Consider the following 22,195-nt stretch of genomic DNA (forward strand, 5'->3'; position numbering starts at 1 on the left):
AACCGGAACGGGTATTTTTTTGTTATGCAGTTGTTAAGCAGAAATTGTCCTTTGATTTTGTTGGTATATTAGTCACTATCCCTAAATTTCCCGTTATGTCGAGTACTACCTCAAAGAACCACAACAGGTACCGGCACCTGCATTTAGCTATAATTAGCACGGTTGTTATAGCCATTGCCGGCGTTTTACTGTACTTTTTTGTTAAGCGGCACACGCCTGATTTACCGGATATCGCCGCCAACCTGCACCAGGCAGTAATGCCGGAAGAAGATACCAGTGTAGGAAAATGCGCGCAGTATCCCATCACTGCATTAGAGCTTCAAAAGCTATATCTGGCGAATGATCCGGTAGCCGTGGAAAAGTATACAAATGAAACGGTGTATATAAACGGTGTTTACATTGGTACTGGTATTAACCCGATGGGTACTGCCTACATGATCCTTAAAAGTGGCGACAGGTCCCATTCCATTAAGTGTTTTCTACAGAACAAAGAAGATATTAATTTAACGAAGGGGAGCCGCGTTTTACTGAAGGGTTATTGCCGGGGGCAGATATGGGATCTCAAAATTGAGGAGTGTGAATTACTGGATCTTCCGGTTGTAACATCGCAAAAAAAATAGCGCGCCCTTTTACGGGCGCGCCTCATCTCTATACAAGATATCCGAACAGGCTGTCGTCTTTATTGAGTTCGGTGATCTGGAAATTATATTTCTGACAATTGGCAATCAGTTTATCATAGTCCTCGCGGTTTCGCAGTTCCACCCCTACCAGCGCGGGACCTATCTCCTTATTATGTTTCTGGATATATTCAAACCGGGTGATGTCATCATCCGGGCCGAGTATATCGTTCACAAATTGTTTCAGGGCTCCCGGGCGTTGTGCAAAACGTACAATAAAATAGTGTTTCAATCCTTCATACAGGAGTGAACGTTCCTTTATTTCCTGCATGCGGTCGATGTCGTTGTTACTGCCGCTGATCACACATACTACTTTTTTCCCTTTGATTTCCGCGGCATGGTCGTCCAGTGCTGCGATGGACAAGGCGCCCGCGGGTTCTACCACAATTGCATCTTCGTTATATAACCGGAGGATGGTGGAGCACACTTTTCCTTCCGGCACGAGGTGCATTTTATCCAGCACATCTTTGCAGATTTCGTAGTTGAGGGTACCTACTCTTTTAACAGCAGCGCCATCTACAAAGCGCTCTATTTCATCGAGGGTAACGGGACCGCCGTTTTCCAGTGCGCGGAGCATAGAGGGTGCGCCTTCCGGTTCCACCCCGATGATACGGGTATTAGGGCTATATGTTTTGAAATAAGTGCCGAGGCCCGCAGCAAGACCGCCGCCGCCAACGGGTACAAAAAGAAAATCGATAGCGGACTGGTCTTCCAGGATTTCAACGGCTACGGTTCCTTGTCCTTCAATTATTTTCGGGTTGTCGAATGGTGGGATAAAGGTCATACTATTGGCTTTTGTGAAAGCCTGGGCTTCCACAGAGCAATCGTCGAAGGTATCCCCTACGAGGCGGATTTGTATATGATCGCCGCCAAACATATTTACCTGGTTAACTTTTTGTTTTGGTGTGATCACCGGCATAAACACCACGCCTTTAATATTCATGGCTTTACATGCATAAGCAAAGCCCTGGGCGTGGTTACCGGCGCTGGCGCAGGTAACGCCTTTGGCCAATAGTTCAGCAGGCAGGCTGCTGATCAGGTTATAGGCGCCGCGCAGTTTATAAGAGCGTACAATCTGCATATCCTCTCTTTTCAGATATACGTCGCAGTTATAACGCCGGGAAAGATTGGCGCTATACATCAGCGGAGTGCGGGTAACGATTGGTTTCAGTTTCACAGCCGCGTCCAGGATATTCAGGGAATTGACACTACTCATTACTTCAGACATAAAATGTAATTAATACAAATGGCAAAGCATTTTCGGGATTATCGAAATCATGGAACCTGTATTCAGTATCAGAAAGATGTATTCTTCCGTACTAAATACGAGCGCCAATAATTTCAATAATTCGAAAATGCTTTGCCATTTGTAATGTATAATATTTGCTATTACGCGTTGTTAGGGCGCAGCTTACGTACGGCCGCACCAGCCTGCCACATTTCGCTTTCACGGAGTTCTTTCAGTTCTTCGTTCAGTTTCTCACGGTAATCCGGAGTGCTGTTGGAAGCGATAGAACGGGCAGCTTCTTTACCTGCAGCAACGCTGGCATACAGTTCATCAAATACAGGCTGGGTAGCAGTTTTGAACTTCTTCCACCAGTCGAGCGCACCGCGCTGAGCAGTAGTAGAGCAGTTGGCATACATCCAGTCCATACCATTTTCTGCTACCAGTGGCATCAGTGACTGTGTGAGTTCTTCTACTGTTTCATTGAAAGCTTCAGAAGGTGAGTGACCATTCTTACGCAGTGTTTCGTATTGAGCAGCGAAGATACCCTGGATACAACCCATGAGAGAGCCGCGTTCGCCGGTAAGATCGGAGAAAACTTCTTTTTTGAAATCTGTTTCAAACAGGTAACCGGAACCAACACCGATACCCAGTGCTACTACGCGTTCTTTAGCGCGGCCGGTAGCGTCCTGGAAAATGGCGTAGCTGGAGTTCAGACCCTGACCAGCCAGGAACAGGCGGCGCAGTGAAGTACCGGAACCTTTTGGAGCTACCAGGATTACGTCTACATCAGCAGGAGGAATGATACCGGTTTGTTCTTTATAGGTGATACCGAAACCGTGGGAGAAGTACAGTGCTTTACCAGGAGTCAGGTGTTGCTTTAAAGTAGGCCACAGGGTGATCTGTCCGGCATCAGACAGCAGGAACTGAAGAATAGTACCTTTCTGAGCTGCTTCTTCGATATCGAATAAAGTTTCACCAGGAACCCAGCCATCAGCAACTGCTTTGTCCCAGGTTTTGGAATTTTTACGTTGACCTACAATAACATTAAAGCCATTGTCTTTCAGGTTCAGTGCCTGGCCAGGACCTTGTACGCCATAACCAATAACTGCAATCACTTCGTTCTTCAGCACTTCCCTTGCTTTTTCCATAGGGAATTCTTCTCTGGTTACTACTTGTTCGAGTACCCCTCCAAAATTGATGGTTGCCATGTGTTGTTTTTTTAGCTTTTAGCTACTAGCTGTTAGCTGTTAGCTGAGGTGTGATTTGAATGAATAATGATTAAGATGTCAGCTGCCGGCGGCTGGCCGGCAGCCAGTTATTTGCTGAAAGCACACGGCTAAATGCCGGGAGCTTCCTGTGTGTGTAATTCTTTCAGGTGCTCGTGGAAACGGCGGCTCCATTTTACAATGGCTACCCTTCCGCTCTTAGTGTACTCTATCAAGCCATATGGCTCCAGTTTCTTGATAAAGTCGGTCAGCTCCTGCTGGTGACCTGTTTTCTCGATCACAAAATAATCCGCGGTGATCGTCAGGATACGCGCATTGTTTTCACGTATCAGTCTTTCAATATCACCTGTATGTAACGACCGGGTAGAAATTTTGTACAGCGCCAGCTCCTGGTATACCACTTCATCTTCTTCATGCACAAAAGCGCGGTGAATTTCAATCAGTCTTTCTATCTGTCCAACTACTTTATCCAGCTTCTCACGTGTAGACATCACCGTTATTACAAACTTATACACACCGGGAATTTCTGTTTCAGCGGTGGTTAAGCTGGTGATATTGATACCCCTGCGGGTAAATATTATGGTGATACGGTTGGTTATACCTATACGGTCTTCCGTATATACCGTTACTGTATACTCTTTTTGCATATACCTGTTGTGAATTACAAATGATCAATGTGAATCCTCCGGGATGCTGCTACTCCAGCCTGATGCTGGAAACAGGAGCACCTGCGGGCACCATAGGGAATACGTTATCTTCTTTTTCCACTACCACTTCCAGCAGATAAGCACCCTTGTGCGCCAGCATTTCATCAATAGCGGCGGATATATCTTCCCTTGCTGTTACTTTTTTGCCGGGGATATAAAATCCTTTAGCAACCTGTACAAAGTCGGGATTGACCATTTCAGTGGAGGAATAGCGCCTGTCGAAAAACAGCTGCTGCCATTGTCTTACCATTCCCAGGAAGTTGTTATTCAGGATCACTATTTTCACACCAATCTGTGACTGGTGAATAGTGGCCAGTTCCTGTAAGGTCATCTGGAAACAACCATCGCCGATAATAGCAACTACTTCTTTTTCGGGCGTACCGGTTTTAGCGCCCATTGCTGCCGGCAGCGAAAAGCCCATCGTACCCATTCCACCTGAGGTGACATTGGTATTGGGATTTTTGAAGCGGTAATAGCGGGAGGCTACCATCTGGTGCTGACCGACATCTGTTACCAGCACTGCTTCGCCTTTGGTTTTTTCTGAGATCAGGCGGATTACTTCTGCCATTTTCAGCTCACCTTCCTGTGGATACAGTTCAGCATGCTGTACTTTATCATATTCTTTTTTATCAGCGGCGCGGAATTCTTCCAGCCAGGCGGCATGCTCAGCAGGGTTTACCTGTTTGATCAATGCTGCCAGGGCTGGCTTTGCATCTGCGTGAACGGCTACATCAGCTTTGATGATCTTATTGATCTCTGCTGCATCGATTTCGATGTGTATAACTTTGGCGTTGGGAACATAAGTGCCTACGTCGCCCGTTACACGGTCATCGAAGCGCATTCCCACTGCGATCACCACATCGGCTTCGCCGGTGAGCATGTTAGGACCATAGTTACCATGCATTCCCAGCATACCTACATACAGCGGGTGATCTACCGGTACGGCAGACAGGCCCAGTAAAGTAGATCCGATAGGAATGGCGGCTTTTTCCGCTAGCGCGATCAGTTCTTTTTCGGCACCTGATAACAGTACGCCATGGCCACAGAGGATGAATGGCTTCTTTGCACCGTTGATCAACGCTGCTGCTGCTGTTACCGCATCCTGGTTTAATTCAGGAATAGGACGGTAACTGCGGATATATTCACATTTCTTGTACTCGTATTCAAATTCCCCGAACTGTGCGTTTTTGGTGATATCCACCAGTACAGGGCCGGGACGGCCGCTGCGGGCAATGTAAAATGCTTTGGCCATTGCGCCCGGAATATCTTCCGGACGGGTCACCTGTATATTCCACTTGGTAATAGGCATGGTAATGCCGATCACATCTGTTTCCTGAAATGCATCGGTTCCTAACAGGGCGGCAGCTACCTGGCCGGTTACGCATACCATTGGGGTACTGTCCATATAAGCGTCGGCCAAACCTGTAACCAGGTTGGTGGCGCCCGGACCGGAAGTAGCAAAAGCTACACCTACCTTACCGGAACTGCGTGCATAACCTTGTGCAGCATGAGTGGCACCCTGTTCGTGCCGGACGAGTATGTGATGGACCTGATCCTGGAAATCGTAAAGGGCATCATAAATAGGCATGATCGCCCCGCCGGGATATCCGAAAATGGTGTCCACCCCTTCTTCGATCAGGGAGCGGATCACTGCTTCGGAACCTGTAATCACAGGCTTTGCAGCTAACTGTTTATCTGCTATCTCAGGCTTCATCGGTAACACATCCTTCTGTTGCATTTTTTACAAGTTTTGCGTACTTAAATAAGATTCCATTGGTCACTCTCAATGCGGGTTGTATCCACGCTGCCCGGCGTGCGGCCAGCTCTTCGTCACTGATTTCCACATTGATAAAGTTCTTCGTTGCGTCTATTTCGATGATATCGTTGTCTTGTACAAGTGCGATATTTCCCCCTTCAAAAGCTTCCGGGGTGATATGCCCAACCACAAATCCGTGGGTACCACCGGAGAAGCGGCCATCGGTAATGAGGGCTACGCTTTTGCCTAATCCCACGCCCATGATGGCGCTGGTAGGTTTCAGCATTTCCGGCATACCTGGTGCGCCTTTCGGGCCTACCTGGCGGATCACCACCACATCTCCTTCTTTTACTTTACCGGAGGTGATACCTGCGATCAGTTCAAATTCGCCGTCGAATACACGGGCGGGGCCTCTGAAGCGTTCGCCTTCCTTACCAGTGATTTTCGCTACGGAGCCTTCTGTAGCGAGGTTACCGTAGAGGATCTGGATGTGGGCGGTTGGTTTCAGTGGTTTTTCCAGCGGCACAATGATATCCTGTGTGCTGAAGTCTATGTCTGCCACGTCTTCCAGGTTTTCGGCGATTGTCTTACCGGTAACGGTCAGGCAATGGCCGTGGATATACCCTTTTTTCAGGAGGTATTTCATTACCAAAGGAACGCCGCCGATGTTGTGGAGGTCTTCCATGAGGTATTTACCACTTGGTTTCAGGTCGGCGATCAGCGGTGTTTTGTCGCTGATGCGCTGAAAATCTTCCAGCCTGATGGAAATGCCTACTGACTTCGCGATGGCGATAAAGTGCAGTACGGCGTTGGTGCTGCCACCCAGGGCCATGATGATGGTGAGAGCATTTTCAAATGCCTCTTTGGTCATGATGTCCTTAGGTTTAATATCTCTTTCAAGGAGCAGGCGGATGTATTTACCGGCAGCAATACATTCATCTTTTTTGTCCTGGCTCAATGCGGGGTTGGATGAGCTGTACGGGAGGCTCATACCGAGTGCTTCGATAGCGGAAGACATGGTATTAGCGGTGTACATACCGCCACAGGCGCCTGCGCCGGGGCAGGAATTCTGTACAATGCCTTTGAAATCGCCTTCATCCAGTTTACCGGCCATTTTCTGACCTAATGCTTCAAATGCTGAGATGATGTTGAGATCCTGGCCTTTATATTTTCCGGGTGCGATAGTACCGCCATAAACCATGATAGAAGGGCGGTTGAGGCGACCCATCGCCATCAGGGAGCCGGGCATGTTCTTATCGCAGCCTGGTACGGTGATCAGGGCGTCGTAATACTGTGCTCCTGCAACGGTTTCAATGGAATCTGCAATCAGATCACGGCTAACGAGGGAATAACGCATCCCCGGTGTACCATTGCTCATACCATCACTGACGCCAATGGTATGGAAAATGAGTCCGACCAGATCATTTGCCCAGACGCCTTTTTTGACATCTTTAGCCAGATCATTCAGGTGCATATTGCAGGTGTTGCCATCGTAGCCCATGCTAACGATACCCACCTGTGCTTTTTTCAGATCTTCTTCTGTTAAACCAATTCCATACAATTGTGCCTGCGCAGCTGGTTGCGTAGGGTCTTGCGTGATCGTCTTGCTGTATTTATTTAATTCCATTGCTTTTTGTTATTACCCCGATTACAGGTGTTTATAGGTACCCTATTTTAAAAACTCTCCACAAATTACCCGGTGGCGTCGTCAAATTCAAACCAACTTATTCCAATTTACCGGTCTTCAAATCTGCCTTTTAAGCTTTAAAACCCTTTACTGTAAAGGATTATAAGTTTTTCGATTTACAACCTTCAAAGGATTTTAACTGTCAGCTGTTAGCATTTAGCGAATGCTAACAGCTAACAGCCAACGGTTATGCCAGTTGAGCTTCGCGTTGGAATGCTTTTTCCAGCACTTTAGCTTTGTAGGCCTGTTGGAGTATTTTTCCGAGCGACTGCGCCCAGGGCTTGCTGAAAGACTGACCGTCCAGGGAGTCGATACCGATGATTTCTGCTGCAGTACCGCAGAAGAAGGCTGCTTCGGCTTCTTTTAATTCCGGGATGGTAAATAATTTTTGTTCCAGTGGGATATTCAGTTCCTGGCAAAGTTCGATAACAGTGGCGCGGGTGATGCCTGGGAGGATGTTACCGGCGGGAGGAGTGTATATTTTGCCGTCTTTTTCAAAGAAGATGTTAGCACCGGGGCCTTCTGCAACGTAACCATTCATATCCAGCAGCAGCGCTTCATCGTAACCTTTTTCTTTTGCTTCCTGCGAGGCCAGTATTGAGTTTACATAAAGGCCGGCCGACTTGGATTCTATTTTAAAGGCTTTGGGATTTGGTCGTTCGTAGGAGGAAGTCATTACGCGCAACAGCTTTTCTCCCAGGTAAGCTCCCCATTCCCATGCGCAGATCAGGATGTGCGACTCTGCGGCGGCTTTCAGCGTCATATTCGGCGGACAGAACACCAGCGGCCTGATATAAGCTTCTTCCATGTTATTCATCTCCAGTACTTTATAACAAGCGGCGATCAGCTCTTCGTTATCAAATTTGTAGGGGATGTGGATCAGTTCGCAGGAGCGCTTCAGGCGGTCGAAGTGTTCTTTTGCTTTAAAGATCTTCACTTCGCCGTTTGCGGTTTTGTAGGCGCGGATGCCTTCAAAAACAGCATAACCGTAGTGGAGCGACTGGCCATACAGGTCAGTTGTAGCAGCATTTGCTTTGGTGTACTCACCGTTGATGTAAAGAAAAGTGTTGTCGTTGTAATAGCTATACATAAAATTGAAATTATACCAGGAATATACAGTCCAAAAAAAAGCCTCCCTCTTTGCGGAGGAAGGCGTTATATTTTGTGATTATATGCACGTTTACCTATCCTCCATACTGGTGGCTAATAATGACAACGACGATAATCACGACCTTCGTGATAGCCCAGTTGAGCTGAGGCACGATGTGATTAAGTTTTATATTGTCTTTATTTACCCACATGGAGGTGCTTATTTTCTTTAGCGTTTCTACAAAAGTATTCGTGAAAAAAATAAAAAACAACAATACAGGCAATATTTAGTAAAAAATTAATCACATTAAGGGTTTTTGAAAATATTTAAAAAAACAAGGCAATAGTTGCTTGTTTTCTAAACAAATCATAGGATCGTTATAAATTAATCTACTGGTTTTGTGTACAAAAGACGCGGATTTTGTCTTTTCCGCTGATTACGCTGATTATACTGATTACCTGGATTTTTACTTTTTGGATTTATAAAGGATTAAGGGAGATAGCAGCGGATGTATCCGCTTTATCTCCCTTAATTATTATTTTAAGGAAATCTAAAAAATCTAAAAAAAATCCAAAAGTAAAAATCCGGGTAATCAGTATAATCAGCGTAATCCTGAGCCAAGACAAAATCCGCTCAAAAAAAATCCCGGTGCTTCCTGCACCGGGATAAAATGATTTCATTTCATTTACTGTTCACGTTCTAAAAAATGATTTCATTTACTGTTCACTTGTTACATTGACGTGCAGGCATTTATCGATGATATCCTGCAGTACTGTTTCTTTTTCCATGAGCCGCTGCAGTAAAACCAGTTGATTTTTTGCGCGGTCGTAATTGTGTGTCGGGTACTTGATGGGATAATATACGTCACCGTTCAGATAATCGGTGAGGAAGCGTATCCCCTGCATGTAGATCATAAACTTCCCGGCAAAGAACAGTTGTTCTTTTTCTACTTTTGTCAAAGTACCGCCAATCTCTGCGAGGTACCCCTGCATAAGGGCTTCGTAGTATTCTTCGCGGATAACGATCTGGCTGAAATCCCTTTCTTCTTCAGACACGGGGCAAACATAAGTGCGTACCATGTCGCCTAGGTCTGAGATGATTTTTCCGGGCATCAGGGTATCCAGGTCACATACACAAATACCTTCATAAGTATCCTTGTTGAGCAATACATTATTGATTTTGGTATCGTGATGCATCAGATGGTCCCTGAATTCAGGATTTGTTTTCAGTTGTTCATACGTTACTGCGATGTCAGAATAGCGGAGGAAATCTTCAATCATCTCTTCTGCTGCAACTTTCCGGTCTTCCTTTGCCGTTCGGATAGCCTCCTGGAAGGCGCTGTACCGAAGGGTCAGGTTGTGAAAGTTTGGAATCGAAGCTTTAAACGGCTTCAGGTCAATTCCCGAAAGGTAACTGGCAAGGCGGCCAAATTGTCTGGCTGCTTCATACGCCTGCTTTGGGTTGTCGGCCTGGTCTACCGTTACGGAATCCGCAATAAAAGGGATCAATCTCCAGTATTCGTTGTCAATTACAAAGAGCTCTTCCCCATTAACCGTGGGGATCGGCGTAATAAACAGATAGCCGGGATGATGAACTGCCAGATAATCCGCTGCCATTCTCTGGTTGGCGGCGATCACTCCTGGTTCCTTAAATACGTTTACGTTGATCTTTTGTAAAACGTATCTACTGCCGTCCTGCTTTTTTTCTAACAAAAAAGTGTTGTTGATGTGTCCTGATCCAAATTTTCGGACATTTAATCCTTCAGGCTCAAGTCCGAAAGCCTGAAGGATCCTGCTGTTGGGTTTTATTTCCATAAATTGTCTGGATATTCTCCATTCTTAACCAGCGCCGACAAGCTGGCCTGCACTCCCGGTGCATCTTCTTTGTAAGTAACGCCAAACCATTTTGCGCTGGTTGGAATTACTTTTACCTGGCCAATACCACGGCGGGTAAATTCGTCGGCTACAATCGTAATAAAGAATTCAGATTTAGGATTGCTGCTGTTTTTCTCCAGAAATTCGCTGAAAAGGCCCTGGCTCAATTCAAATACGCTCGGGTGGAATCCCCAGAAGTTCATGGATACCGGCGTGTTGGCAGGTAACGGATGTTTGCTGCCATCTGCTTCTTCATAAACGATCTGGTCGTTTTCAGCATATATCTTGGTCCTTTCGTTGATAGCCGCCAGGTTGCCGTCTGCGCTTACTTCGCATACGCCGCGGGAAACAGAACCGTGCTCACTGATAGTTTTGCCCAGTTCATAGCCAACTACGCTGTATACGTTGGGCTTACAGTCGTTATTCAGGAAAGCAGCCATTTTAACGAAAGCATCTGTACCATAAAAGTCATCTGCATTGATCACTGCAAATGGCTCATTGATAGCATTTTTGGCGCAAAGAACCGCATGGGCAGTACCCCATGGCTTGGTTCTGTCGGCCGGAACCGTATGATCTCCTAAAAATGCATCCATTTCCTGGTATACAAAATCAACAGCCACGCGGCCTTTGAGCTTTGGTTCAAAGATTTCCCTGAACTCAGCCGCAAAATTCTCGCGGATGATGAACACTATTTTTCCAAAACCGGCGCTGATAGCGTCGTAAATAGAGTAGTCAACGATAGTTTCACCGCTGGGGCCAAATTGCTGGATTTGCTTTAAACTGCCGTATCGGCTGGCCATACCGGCCGCCAAAATCAATAAAGTCGGTTGCATTTTTCTGATATTAGTTTTATAAGTGTCAACTATTTACCTAAAAATATCGGCGCTAAATTTAATCATTAAAACTATTTTCACACTTTCTTTTTGTAGTAACGCCCTTTTTTAAAGATTAATTAAACTGAACAATGAAGAGATTATTAGTGCTGGGAGCCGTTGCCATGCAGCTTCTTACTACTGCCAATGCGCAACAGAAAACAAATCCGGATGACATTAAAGAAAAAATGCAGTGGTTCTCCGATGCCAAACTGGGCATTTTCATTCACTGGGGCATCTATTCTGTCAAAGGAATCGATGAATCCTGGTCATTCCACAACAAAAAAATATCCTACCCCGATTATATGCAGCAGCTGAAAGGCTTTACTGCAAACAATTACAACCCGCAGGTATGGGCCGACCTGATCAAAGAATCCGGCGCCCGCTATGCAGTGATGACCACCAAACACCACGATGGCGTAGCGCTGTGGGACAGCAAATACAGTAAACTGGATGTTGCCAACAGTACACCGGCGAAAAGAGACGTGCTCACCCCTCTCTACGCGGCTTTGCGGCGCGATAGTATCAAATGCGGTGCCTATTTCTCCCTGATCGACTGGAGCCACAACGATTATCCGCAGTTCCTGAAAGACAGCAACCGCTATGATATCAAAGCCCAGCCCGAAAGATGGCAACGCTTCCTGAAATTTTACGAAGGACAAATGGCCGAGATAATGACGAAGTTCAACCCGGACCTGTGGTGGTTCGACGGCGACTGGGAACACTCCGCCGAAGAATGGGAAGCCCCCAAAATGCGACAGATGCTCACCTCCCATAACCCTAACACCATTATCAACGGACGCCTGCAGGGATACGGCGACTATGAAACGCCGGAACAGAACTTCCCCGTGTCACGCCCGAAATACCACTGGTGGGAGCTATGCATGACCATCAACAACAACTGGGGATGGCAGCCACAGGACAACAACTGGAAAACGCCTTTTGAAATTATCACCATCTTCGTGGATGCCGTAAGCAATGGCGGCAACCTCCTGCTCGATATCGGCCCCAAAGCCGATGGCAGCATCCCGGAAGAAGAAGTTCACATGCTGAAAGAACTCGGCGCCTGGAACAAACGCAATGGCGAAGCAGTGTTCAATACCATCGGTGGTATTCCGCAGGGACACTTCTACGGCCCCACCACCCTCTCAAAAGATTCCAGCACCCTCTACCTGTTCCTGCCGGCTAAAACCAGTGGCCAGGTAATGGTGAAAGGACTTTCCAATAAAATTGAAAGCATCACCGTACTGGGCAACAACAGCCAGCTGACCCACAAAGTAGTCGGCAAAATTTCCTGGAGTCCTGTACCCGGACTGGTTTTCATAAACGTACCGGAAAATGTACAGGATAAATATATCACTGTGCTGAAAGTGAAGCTGGATAAGGCCGTGAAGCTGTACAGAGGCCAGGGTGGTTTCCTGACCAACGATTAATAAACGATTTTAATTTTATATTTGGGGAGATGAATGCTGCAATATGCCTTCATCTCCCCGATCTTTTTACTGCCTTATCACTTAATCGCTACATGCTTTCTTACGATAACATCACCCTTGAATCCTTTCAAACTTCCTGGCTGCCGGAGCATATCCACGCTGCCATGCTGCGTTTGGATAAAATTCACCCGGAAGTATCCGGGAATAAGTGGTTTAAGCTGAAACACAACATCGAAGCGGCTAAGACTAATAACAGCAACGGCATCCTTACCTATGGCGGCGCTTACTCCAATCATATTGCAGCCACCGCCCTGGCCTGTAAGGAAGCAGCCTTGCCCTGTGCAGGAATTATCCGTGGAGAAGAGCATAAGGGCCAGTTGAATCATATGCTTCAAACCGCAGCAGACAATGGCATGAAGCTGGTTTTTATTAGCCGGGAAGATTATCGCCATCACAAAGCAGGTAACACCTTATATCCCGGCTATCATGTTGTTCCGGAGGGCGGTCACAATGCCCTGGGCGCCCGGGGCTGTGAAGAGATCCTTTCTATCTTCCCCACAACAAATTATACACATATCCTTTGTGCCGCAGGCACAGGCACCACACTCGCGGGCCTGATCAACAGTGCTGCACCGCATCAGCAGGTAATTGGCATTCCCGTATTAAAGGGCGCGCAGTACCTTGAAAAAGAAATTACTGACCTGCTGCATCCCGGTAATAACAACCGCTGGCGGCTATTATACGAACACCACGGTGGCGGCTATGCCAAAAAATCGCCTGCACTTATAGATTTTATCAATACTGTCTATCAAGAAACAGGTATTCCCACAGATTTTATTTACACCGGCAAACTGGTAATGGCCTTTCGTGATCTGGTCCAGCAGGGCTGCTTTCCGGCGAACAGCAATGTATTGCTGGTACACACCGGAGGCCTCCAGGGCAATCTTTCCCTCCCTCCCGGCGTTCTATCCTTTTAAAAACTGTTCATTATATTTGAACGGTAGTGTATTTTTGCCAACTTTAAGAGCTCACGGAATAATCAGTATGAAGCAGATTGTGCGTATAACATTTGTTATTGGAATTTTTTTATTGACCGGATTTGCAGGAAAGGCTCAGGCACAGGAGTTTGTGCCACCTGTGCTGCCTAATTTTACCGCTTCTATTAAAACCGGTAGGATACAACTGGACTGGATCTCCGGCTTCACACAGGTAAAGGAAATAGGTATTCAGCGCTCGCTCGACAGCGTACTGAACTTCAATACCATTGGTTACGCCAGCTACCCTACTCAAACAAGGAACGCCTATCTTGATAATAAACCGTTACCGGGCAGTAACTATTACCGTCTCTTTATTTTATTCACCAACGGACGTTTCATGTACAGCAAAACGGTACTGGCTCTGTCCGACAGCACTATCCGCGCCGATCAGAAATTGCAGTATGCCGACATCATGGATGCTTCAAGGGGCCTGAGAGGCAAGGAACAGGAAAACAGGGAGCCGGAAAGAGCATCCTGGCACCCCTCCAACTATATTTACACTACTGCCGATGGCAATATCAACATAAAGCTGCCGGATGCACCGCAAAAGAAGTACTCCATTAAGTTTTATGAATCCAACGGTACTTTCCTTTTCGATATCGACCAGGTAAAAGGCCCTTCCCTCATTTTAGAGAAAGCTATTTTTATGCATGCAGGATGGTTCAACTTCGAAATATTTGAGGAGGGAAAATTAAAGGAGAAATGGAACCTGTTCATTCCGCTCAACTACAAAATGTAACTATACCATTTCAGCGTTGAACACTTCGCCGAAATGTTTACTCAGCTTAGCTTTCACTTCTTCCAGGCTTACCGGCTTACCCACTTCTTTATCGAGTGAGGCTACCTGTTTGTCGGCAATACCACATGCAATGATGTTGTTGAAGTAGTCCATCAGGGTATTCACATTCAGGGCAAAGCCGTGCATGGTTACCCAACGGCTGCAACGAACCCCCATAGCGCATATTTTACGGGCTTTCGCTTTATCGTGCGGATCCAGCCATACGCCGGTTTCCCCGGAAGAACGGTCGCCGGTTACGCCATATTCCGCCAGCGTGCGGATAATCACCTCTTCAAGGCAACGCAGGTATTTACCAATATCTGTAAAGAAATTTTCGAGATCCAGGATAGGATAACCCACCACCTGGCCGGGACCATGAAATGTAATATCTCCGCCACGGTTGGTAGGCACAAAGCCTATCCCCTGCTCCTGCAGCTCCTGTTGGGAGATCAGGAGGTTTTCCATATGACCGCTTTTACCAATGGTATACACGGGAGGATGTTCGCAAAACAACAGGTAGTTGGTAGTGGCCTTTGGCAACTGATCGGCTACCCTGGTTTTCAACTGCACATTTTCCTTCAGCAACTGCTCCTGGTAGTCCCAGGCAGCCTGGTAGTCTATTACGCCGAGGTCTCTTACTACAATCTTCTGCTTTACTTTATCCATGATCATATTGGTCTTTTTCAGCTGCGCAAAGGTACGCCAATTCGCTGTGATACGGAACATTTGCCCACAGGGCTGCTAAACTGCCAACTAAGCTTTACCTTTGCAAAAAATTATATTAATGGCTGAAGAATTGCTGGAACTGGAAGATGAGCTGGAAAACGGGGATGGCAGTGAGGAACTATATGAAAAGATTAATATGGTGGTCGACAAAGGTCAGGACCCTATCCGTATTGATAAATTCCTTACTAACCGCATAGAAGGCGCCACCCGCAATAAGATCCAACAGGCCCTGGATGGTGAACTGGTGTTGGTGAACGACAAACCCGTTAAGGCCAATTACAAGATCAGGCCACTGGACAGGATCGTCGTGTTTTCCAACCGGAACCCGGAGAATACCGACATCATTCCACAAGAGCTACCGCTGAATATTGTATTTGAAGACGACGATATTATGATCATCGACAAACCCGCCGGCCTGGTAGTACATCCCGGCTGCGGCAACCGCGATGGTACACTGGTGAATGGCCTGTCGTGGTACCTGGGCGATAAAACCCAGGCTACCGAGCCGGAAATCCCGCGCTTCGGGCTGGTACACCGCATCGATAAAAATACCAGCGGATTGCTGGTCATCGCCAAATCCGACAAAGCGATGAATGACCTGGCCAAACAATTCTTCGATCACACCGTGCATCGCCGCTATATTGCGCTGGTATGGGGCGACTTTGAAGAAGACGAAGGCACCGTGGTGGCCCACGTAGGCCGCCATCAACGCTTACGTAAGATTATGGATGCATATCCGGATGGCGAATATGGCAAGGAAGCCATCACCCACTACCGCGTACTGGAACGGTTTAATTATGTAACCATGGTGGAATGCCGTCTTGAAACCGGCCGCACCCACCAGATCCGTGTACACATGCAGCATATCGGCCACTCGCTGTTTAACGATGAAACCTACGGCGGTAACCGCATTGTGAAAGGAACCGTATACACGAAATACAAACAGTTTGTGGAAAACTGCTTCAGTATTATGCCACGCCACGCCCTGCACGCACAACAGCTGGGCTTCATACATCCCCGCACCCGCGAGCAGATGTACTTTGAAAGCAACCTGCCTTCCGACTTTACCTCCGTACTGGAAAAGTGGAAAAGATATATTGCAGCCAGACCGCTGAAAGACGACGAAGTATAACTCATAACTGGTTTTAGCGGAGAACTGTCTCCGCTAAAATCATCTTCTCCTAAAATTCATATTTATTATTATAAATATTCTACATGTTTAGGTTATCTTAGCAGCAATTACCCATGTCATTACATGAGAGACCACATATCTGTTTTCTGTCGATTCTTATTCCTTATACCGGTTTTGCTGGTATGCTGCCTGTTTGGCAACAAGGCCGGCGCCCAGAACACCCCCTTTGCTGTATCCTCTACCTGTGTAAACGATACTTCTTTTTTCCTGATCATCAATCCCGCGGGCATTGACTCTGTGAAGTGGTTTTTTAACGATCCCCCTTCGGGAGATAAAGACTCTTCCAGGAGCATGCAGGCGTATCATATTTATAACAGCGTTGGCACTTATACCGATACCCTCATCGCCTGGCGCAATGGCCTTCCGGATACCACCATTCAATCTGTTACCATTGTTACGCCTGTGATCTTCGATCTCGGCGATCAGGACATTACCCTGTGTGAAGGCGGCACCATGACATTGCAGGCGCCCATCATTCCCGGCGCTACTTACCTGTGGCAGGACAGTTCCACCGGCAGCAGCATTCTTGTAGATACTTCCGCTACCTATAAAGTAAAAATAAATGGCTGCCCGAGTCCCGACTCCGTCAATATTTTCTATACACCCATCCCGGAAATAGAGCTTGGCAAAGACCTCGTGCTATGCACCGGCGAACATATTGCGCTGGATGCTACCGCGCAAAACTGTACGTATCTCTGGAGTACCGGGAATACAGAGCCCACGCAGGATGTTTACACCTCAGGCACTTATCACGTAGACGTATATCCGAAAGGTTGCCCTACCGTGTCGGACGATATCACCATTACGTTCACCGGCGCCCCTTATCCCTTTTCACTGGGTCCGGATACCCTGCTGTGCCCCGGAGAATCGATCCGCGTAGCTCCTGCCATTCCCGAGGCCACCCGGTGGGAATGGAGTACCGGCGCCACCACGCCGGCGGTGACTATTAGCAATACCACTAACCTGTGGGCGCTGGTAGAAATTAACAACACCTGCAGTGTGGTAGATACCATCTTCATTAATTATAACCGTTTAAAAAAACTGGACCTGGGCAACGACACCAGCATCTGCAAAGGGAACTTCCTGGTGCTTACCGCCGATTTCGGAAACGGGCAATATCTCTGGCAGGACAGCTCCGATCAGGCCACGTATTATGTGACCAAGCCCGGCTTCTATTATGTGCATGCACAAATAGGCCGCTGCGAATCGATGGATAGTATCTCTGTAAAATTTGAAGACACCCTGCGGGTAAACCTTGGTCCGGATACACTGCTTTGCAGAAATGAAGTGTACCAGCTGCGCGCTACCGGCGCCGGCGGGGGTACCTATAAATGGCAGGACAGTACCAGCACACCCATGTATACCGTTACGCGGCCAGGGTTTTATGCGATGGTGGCTACCAATAGTTGCGGGCAATCCGTTGACTCGGTAGAAGTAAAATACCACGATTGCGAATGCCAGCTGTATTTTCCTACTGCCTTTTCCCCCAACGGAGATGGAAGAAATGATTATTTCCGGCCGGTATACCGGTGTCCCATATACGATTATACACTCAGCATCTATAACCGCTGGGGAGAACGGATCTTCTTTACCACAGATCCGCAGGTTGGCTGGAACGGGCGTGTAAACGGTACTTTAGCGGATATTGCCACCTATGTATGGATAGTGGATTATAAAGAAGTGATCACCAGGTTTGCTGTGCATAAAACCGGTACCATTACTTTGGTGAATTAGCTATCACTGCGCCCCTGTGAAATTCAGGAACCTGGCTGCGAACACGGCTGTTTCCCTTTTCTTGAAGGGTACGTTCCAGGTGCCGTTATAGGTAACCAGGGCGGGGATCAGGAGGCCATTGTATTTGGTCATCTGTACATCCATCTTCACATTAAAATCAAACAACATCGTTTTGTAAGAAAGAGCATATTTACGGCCAACGATCTCAAAATTATCTTTGTTAAACCAGGTGATCAGCTCATCTATCACCACATCTGCCCTGTCGATGCGGCTCAGGCCGGGCTTTGTTTTGGCGGTAAACACATAGCAGGAGGTCCCGTCCACATAGTTTGCAGCAGTGATGGAAAAGTCATAATACCGCATTACTTCACTGTTGAAGATGGCTACTTTGGGCCCTACGATGGGTACGCCACGGATAGGTTTCCCGGGGTTAAAGATCAGCTGTTTCAACTGCGCCTTGTGCCGGGCAAGGCTGCCGCTGGAGCGATCGGGATCCTCACCTGATTCATCTGTACATACGGTGCCTTTGGTAAAGAAGAGGTTAGCGTATAATTCAGCGGTATAATAATTATAATTTCCTTTGCGGGTATAGAAATCGCCGGTTACTTTTTCGTTAGAAACCTGCATGGTGCGGCACTTCCCTTTCATTTCCTGGTGGGTTTGATTATAAAGGGAGGCCTGTACCTGCGCATTTTTGCCAAGTACCTGGATATCGTTGATGGCGTCAAAACCTACGATATGCAGGTTTTTGAATGCGCGGTAAAAGGTGGTGTCATCTTCCACCCTTTTAATAAAGCTGTTAACGTCGAAGCCTATACGCTTTGCGGCTACAATAACTTCATCCAGGTTAACCGTCATTCCTTTATAGCGGGCTGTGTCCTGAGCGTTGAGTTGTAAACATTGTAACAGGCTGAGGGCAATGGTTCCGGCTATATTTTTCCAAAAATGTGACATAGCTGCAATTTAGTAAAAAAGAGCAAAGTGGGTGCCAGGCAAATACTAAAAACAGAAAGCCGTTGTAAGTAGCACTTACAACAGCTTTCTGTTTTTCTTTAAAAGGAGATAGAGAAGAACTATCTCTTTTTATCAACCGGGGATTTTTCCGGCCACATACATTTGTTCCATAGTAGGCTGCAGCGCACCACCTTTTTTCTCCAGGGTAACAGCAAACATTTGTGCTTTGCCGGTTACTTTCATTTTCTGGAGGAGGCTGGCTGTATCACCCATTTCGAACACGCCCATATCAACCGGTTTGCCATCTACGATAGCCCAGAGTTGATACTGTTTGTCGGCAGTTGGTTCTGGCAGTTTGTTAACTTTCAGATACACTTCCTGACTTTGCGGGTTCCAGAATACAGTAGCTAATGCTTCAGGGAACGCTTTGGTACCTGGCATCGGCACTTTCAGAACTTTAGGATCCTGGATAATTTCCATAGATTCCTGCATTTGTTCTAAGCGGGTTTTGTAAAGATTGCTCTTTGACAAAATGGAGTTCTGGGATACGAGCAAAGATTGGTATTTATCTTTGTACTCCTTGAATTCCTTGTACCGGTTAAAGAACACATAATTTAAAACAAGACTTCCCACCAGCAGCACGGCGGCGGCGGTGGCAAGCCATTTCCAGGATAGGCTTTTAGTTTCTTGCATGGACACTACTTTTGGTTGTTGCAGGTCTTGATCGGGTACAGGTTCACCCTCCTGCAAATTGGGTTCATTATTGATTTGTGTGAATAAACGTGTTTTAATATCCGTCTCCGGATTTTTGCCCTGCAACCTGATATATTCTTCCATACTGCGGCGATAGGCTTCCACCTCTTCGGCCACAGCCGGGTATTGGGCCATAGCGGCTTCCAGCTCCCGAATTTCTTCATCGCTGGCCATACCTGCTATGTATAGCTCAATAATTCCGGACGATATGAAATGTTGTGGGTCCACTATTGCAAAAAATATTTACTTGTTTAAAATGGTTCTTAATTGATTAATGGCATTGCGCATCCTCGTTTTCACGGTACCCAAAGGAATGTCCATCACCCGGGCAATTTCTTCCTGGGTACAACCTTTATAATATGCTAAATCTATCAGGGTACGCTGTTCTTTGGTAAGCTTTTCCAGGATCCGGGAAAACCCAAGGTAGTCGGTAGATGGCTGCACAGCAATGAGGCTGTCGACTACATGTACGTCATCCGGCATATTCCGGATTTTCTGCTCCATCTTATGGGATTTGGACCGGAGAATATCTATCGCGGTGTTCCGCGCAATATTCAGCATCCAGGTAAAAAGCCTGCCTTTTGTTTCATCGTAGCGGTCGAGATGACGCCAGATCTTCATGAATACGTCCTGCAATACATCCCCGGCGGAGCTATCGTCGTTCAGCACCTTTACAATCACCCCGTATAATGCCGGCGAATACTGGTCATACAGGTAACTGAATATTTTCTGGTCACGGGCTTTTAAACCCTGCACCAGCTCAGCTTCTGTATATATAGCAGCGTATTGCAAAACAGATTGGATATAGTTTTAGATAGTTAGTTACGGATAGATTTCACAACACGACAGAACGGAACATGATCATCATGCCTTCAGCTTTCACGGATATTTTTTTTATAACAGTTGTGCTTCTTTGAAATGGTTAATCGGGGTGCCGGTAAAGGCAAGATACTCATTTATCATGATAAACAAACCCGGCGTTATTTTGCCAGTTTTGCCGACATGCATACCTGGTCCATACTGGGATCCTGGCTGCCGCCTTTCTTTTCAAGCGTAATGGCAAAGCCTTGTGCAGCAGCCACCGCTTTCATCTGTTGTAACAGTTGTGATGCATCGGCCCCGGTGAGGAATACACCTGCATCCACCAGTTTCTTATTCACAATGGCCCACAGCTGGAATTGCTTACCGGCCGGAGGTATAGGCATTAATTGTGCCTGCAGGTATACGGCCTGTGTTTTTGCATTCCATCCTACGGCTACCAGGTTGCCTGCATACTTGCCGCCACCGGGGATCTTTGTCCATTTAAAATCGGGGTTATTCAGCGGATCTGCTTCTGCTACCACGTTGGCGGGCGTTTCCTTCAAACTGGTCAGTGCCTGTTGTTCCTTATCTGCTTCCAGCTTTTCTTTGGTGGCTATGAGCGACTGGTAGCGGCTTTTATAGTCGGTGGATTTACGGAAGAAAAAGAAGTTCATGAAAACACTGCCCAGCAACAAAGCTACAATGGCGGCTGTGAGATACTTCCATAGCTTGTCATTTGATTTTTTTTCCACCGGCAGCTGTTTTACCGGTGTTTCCCGGGAGGGTTGCTGCACTTGTTTTTTATTTTTCCCGTTCAGGGGAGCGGAGATGGGCGCACGCAGTTCATCCGGCAGCAGGTTGTTTCCTTCCTGCGTGTTTTCCTGACGGATCATTTCCATCAGCCGTTCCTTAATGCCGTAGGGAGGGGCTATCGCGTACAGCTGCACAAAACGCTCCTTGTCATGCTGCAATGAATCCACTGCAGCTTTAACGTCGGGGTATTGAGATACGGCCGTTTCTACCTCACCTTGTTCTGTTTCCGGTAACATACCGAATACATAGCTTTCAAGGATTCCGGATGATATGTATCGTTGTACATCCACTATTTCTTATAATTACAATTGTTTTAACAGTGTTCTCAATTGTATAATAGCATTACGCATGCGGGTTTTCACCGTGCCCAATGGTATTTCAAGGGACTTGGCTATCTCTTCCTGGGTATGTCCCTTGAAGTAAGCCATGTCAATAATAATACGTTGATCTTTTTGAAGCTTTTCAATCACTTTGGTTAAACCAAGATGGTCCACAGATAAATGCACCGCCAGTTGTGGTTCATACATCAGTGCCACGCTGTTTACATCCTGTACGCGCTGTTCCAGTTTGTGATTTTTTGAGCGGAGACTATCAATTGCTGTGTTGCGGGTGATATTCAACATCCAGGTGAATAACCTGCCTTTTGAGGCATCATAACGGTCAATATTCCGCCAGATCTTTACAAATACTTCCTGCAGCACATCTCCGGCGGCTGTTTCTTCTCCCACTACTTTCAGGGCTACACCATATAAAGCGGGTGAATAGTGATCATACAAATAAGTGAATATCTTTTCATCCCTGGCTATAAGGCCCTGAATCAATTCAACTTCAGTGTATGTTAAGGTAGCTCCCAAGTT

20 protein-coding genes are annotated in these 22,195 nt (G+C 46.8%); 6 read left to right on the plus strand and 14 right to left on the minus strand.

The annotated features are described in order from the left end of the window. The first annotated feature begins 95 nt into the window (after positions 1 to 95). Positions 96 to 620, plus strand: coding sequence for an OB-fold protein (locus tag ACLHR0_RS13720; RefSeq protein WP_429050912.1), 525 nt, complete (start codon positions 96 to 98; stop codon positions 618 to 620). Positions 621 to 648: 28 nt separating this feature from the next. Here the strand turns inward: ACLHR0_RS13720 and ilvA are convergent, their stop codons facing one another. The 8 genes from ilvA to ACLHR0_RS13760 all read right to left on the minus strand — a co-directional run bounded on the left by ilvA (position 649) and on the right by ACLHR0_RS13760 (position 11,078). After that, entirely contained in the window at positions 649 to 1,905 is a 1,257-nt protein-coding gene (gene ilvA, locus ACLHR0_RS13725; RefSeq protein WP_429050913.1) for a threonine ammonia-lyase IlvA, read from the minus strand. A 161-nt stretch (positions 1,906 to 2,066) separates the two neighbouring features. Next, entirely contained in the window at positions 2,067 to 3,113 is a 1,047-nt protein-coding gene (gene ilvC / locus ACLHR0_RS13730) for a ketol-acid reductoisomerase (RefSeq protein ID WP_370912358.1), read from the minus strand. Between the two features lie 128 nt (positions 3,114 to 3,241). After that, complete coding sequence (ilvN, locus tag ACLHR0_RS13735) at positions 3,242 to 3,778, minus strand: acetolactate synthase small subunit (protein ID WP_142686236.1); 537 nt, start codon at positions 3,776 to 3,778, stop codon at positions 3,242 to 3,244. Positions 3,779 to 3,827: 49 nt separating this feature from the next. Continuing rightward, entirely contained in the window at positions 3,828 to 5,576 is a 1,749-nt protein-coding gene (ilvB, locus tag ACLHR0_RS13740; protein WP_370912357.1) for a biosynthetic-type acetolactate synthase large subunit, read from the minus strand. Then, positions 5,542 to 7,221 (minus strand): dihydroxy-acid dehydratase, encoded by a 1,680-nt coding sequence (gene ilvD / locus ACLHR0_RS13745; protein WP_436487291.1) that lies wholly within the window; start codon positions 7,219 to 7,221, stop codon positions 5,542 to 5,544. The genes ilvB and ilvD overlap by 35 nt, the downstream gene beginning before the upstream one ends. 247 nt (positions 7,222 to 7,468) lie before the next feature. Next, positions 7,469 to 8,371: a branched-chain amino acid transaminase gene (locus tag ACLHR0_RS13750; RefSeq protein ID WP_370912355.1), complete on the minus strand. Its 903-nt coding sequence runs from the start codon at positions 8,369 to 8,371 to the stop codon at positions 7,469 to 7,471. Positions 8,372 to 9,087: 716 nt separating this feature from the next. Then, positions 9,088 to 10,185, minus strand: a complete 1,098-nt coding sequence (locus ACLHR0_RS13755; RefSeq protein ID WP_370912354.1) for a phosphotransferase enzyme family protein — start codon at positions 10,183 to 10,185, stop codon at positions 9,088 to 9,090. Next, a complete protein-coding gene (locus ACLHR0_RS13760; RefSeq protein ID WP_370912353.1) occupies positions 10,176 to 11,078 on the minus strand; it encodes a sugar phosphate nucleotidyltransferase in 903 nt (300 codons plus the stop codon). Before ACLHR0_RS13760 ends, ACLHR0_RS13755 begins: the two co-directional genes overlap by 10 nt. Positions 11,079 to 11,209: 131 nt before the next feature. Here ACLHR0_RS13760 and ACLHR0_RS13765 point away from each other — a divergent pair, with 131 nt between their 5' ends. The 3 genes from ACLHR0_RS13765 to ACLHR0_RS13775 all read left to right on the plus strand — a co-directional run bounded on the left by ACLHR0_RS13765 (position 11,210) and on the right by ACLHR0_RS13775 (position 14,326). Further along, positions 11,210 to 12,550 (plus strand): alpha-L-fucosidase, encoded by a 1,341-nt coding sequence (locus tag ACLHR0_RS13765; protein ID WP_436487294.1) that lies wholly within the window; start codon positions 11,210 to 11,212, stop codon positions 12,548 to 12,550. 29 nt (positions 12,551 to 12,579) lie between these two features. Continuing rightward, on the plus strand, positions 12,580 to 13,527 hold the full coding sequence (locus ACLHR0_RS13770) for a 1-aminocyclopropane-1-carboxylate deaminase/D-cysteine desulfhydrase (protein WP_436487296.1): 948 nt from the start codon (positions 12,580 to 12,582) through the stop codon (positions 13,525 to 13,527). A gap of 67 nt (positions 13,528 to 13,594) precedes the next feature. Continuing rightward, positions 13,595 to 14,326, plus strand: a complete 732-nt coding sequence (locus ACLHR0_RS13775) for a hypothetical protein (RefSeq protein ID WP_429050924.1) — start codon at positions 13,595 to 13,597, stop codon at positions 14,324 to 14,326. On the opposite strand, the gene lipB is transcribed toward ACLHR0_RS13775, so the two are convergent. Further along, on the minus strand, positions 14,327 to 15,091 hold the full coding sequence (lipB, locus tag ACLHR0_RS13780) for a lipoyl(octanoyl) transferase LipB (RefSeq protein WP_429050926.1): 765 nt from the start codon (positions 15,089 to 15,091) through the stop codon (positions 14,327 to 14,329). A 58-nt stretch (positions 15,092 to 15,149) separates the two neighbouring features. Here lipB and ACLHR0_RS13785 point away from each other — a divergent pair, with 58 nt between their 5' ends. Both ACLHR0_RS13785 and ACLHR0_RS13790 read left to right on the plus strand, forming a co-directional pair. After that, entirely contained in the window at positions 15,150 to 16,223 is a 1,074-nt protein-coding gene (locus tag ACLHR0_RS13785; protein ID WP_436487299.1) for an RluA family pseudouridine synthase, read from the plus strand. A 123-nt stretch (positions 16,224 to 16,346) separates the two neighbouring features. After that, complete coding sequence (locus ACLHR0_RS13790; RefSeq protein ID WP_436487300.1) at positions 16,347 to 18,017, plus strand: gliding motility-associated C-terminal domain-containing protein; 1,671 nt, start codon at positions 16,347 to 16,349, stop codon at positions 18,015 to 18,017. Between the two features lie 3 nt (positions 18,018 to 18,020). On the opposite strand, the gene ACLHR0_RS13795 is transcribed toward ACLHR0_RS13790, so the two are convergent. From ACLHR0_RS13795 to ACLHR0_RS13815, 5 genes are all read right to left on the minus strand, one after another. Continuing rightward, positions 18,021 to 18,971, minus strand: a complete 951-nt coding sequence (locus ACLHR0_RS13795) for a hypothetical protein (RefSeq protein ID WP_429050930.1) — start codon at positions 18,969 to 18,971, stop codon at positions 18,021 to 18,023. 132 nt (positions 18,972 to 19,103) lie between these two features. Then, the gene (locus tag ACLHR0_RS13800) at positions 19,104 to 19,898 is read right to left on the minus strand and encodes an anti-sigma factor (protein WP_370912345.1); all 795 of its coding nucleotides are present in this window, start codon (positions 19,896 to 19,898) and stop codon (positions 19,104 to 19,106) included. Between the two features lie 69 nt (positions 19,899 to 19,967). Beyond that, positions 19,968 to 20,516 carry an RNA polymerase sigma factor gene (locus ACLHR0_RS13805; RefSeq protein WP_436487303.1) on the minus strand — a complete coding sequence of 183 codons (549 nt, stop codon included), beginning with the start codon at positions 20,514 to 20,516 and terminating at the stop codon, positions 19,968 to 19,970. A 188-nt stretch (positions 20,517 to 20,704) separates the two neighbouring features. Then, the gene (locus tag ACLHR0_RS13810; protein ID WP_436487304.1) at positions 20,705 to 21,574 is read right to left on the minus strand and encodes an anti-sigma factor domain-containing protein; all 870 of its coding nucleotides are present in this window, start codon (positions 21,572 to 21,574) and stop codon (positions 20,705 to 20,707) included. Positions 21,575 to 21,640: 66 nt separating this feature from the next. Continuing rightward, positions 21,641 to 22,159 (minus strand): RNA polymerase sigma factor, encoded by a 519-nt coding sequence (locus ACLHR0_RS13815; RefSeq protein ID WP_370912342.1) that lies wholly within the window; start codon positions 22,157 to 22,159, stop codon positions 21,641 to 21,643. Positions 22,160 to 22,195: the final 36 nt, after the last annotated feature.

The sequence above is a fragment of the Chitinophaga sp. ARDCPP14 genome (assembly GCF_051362515.1).
Classification (GTDB): Bacteria; Bacteroidota; Bacteroidia; order Chitinophagales; family Chitinophagaceae; genus Chitinophaga.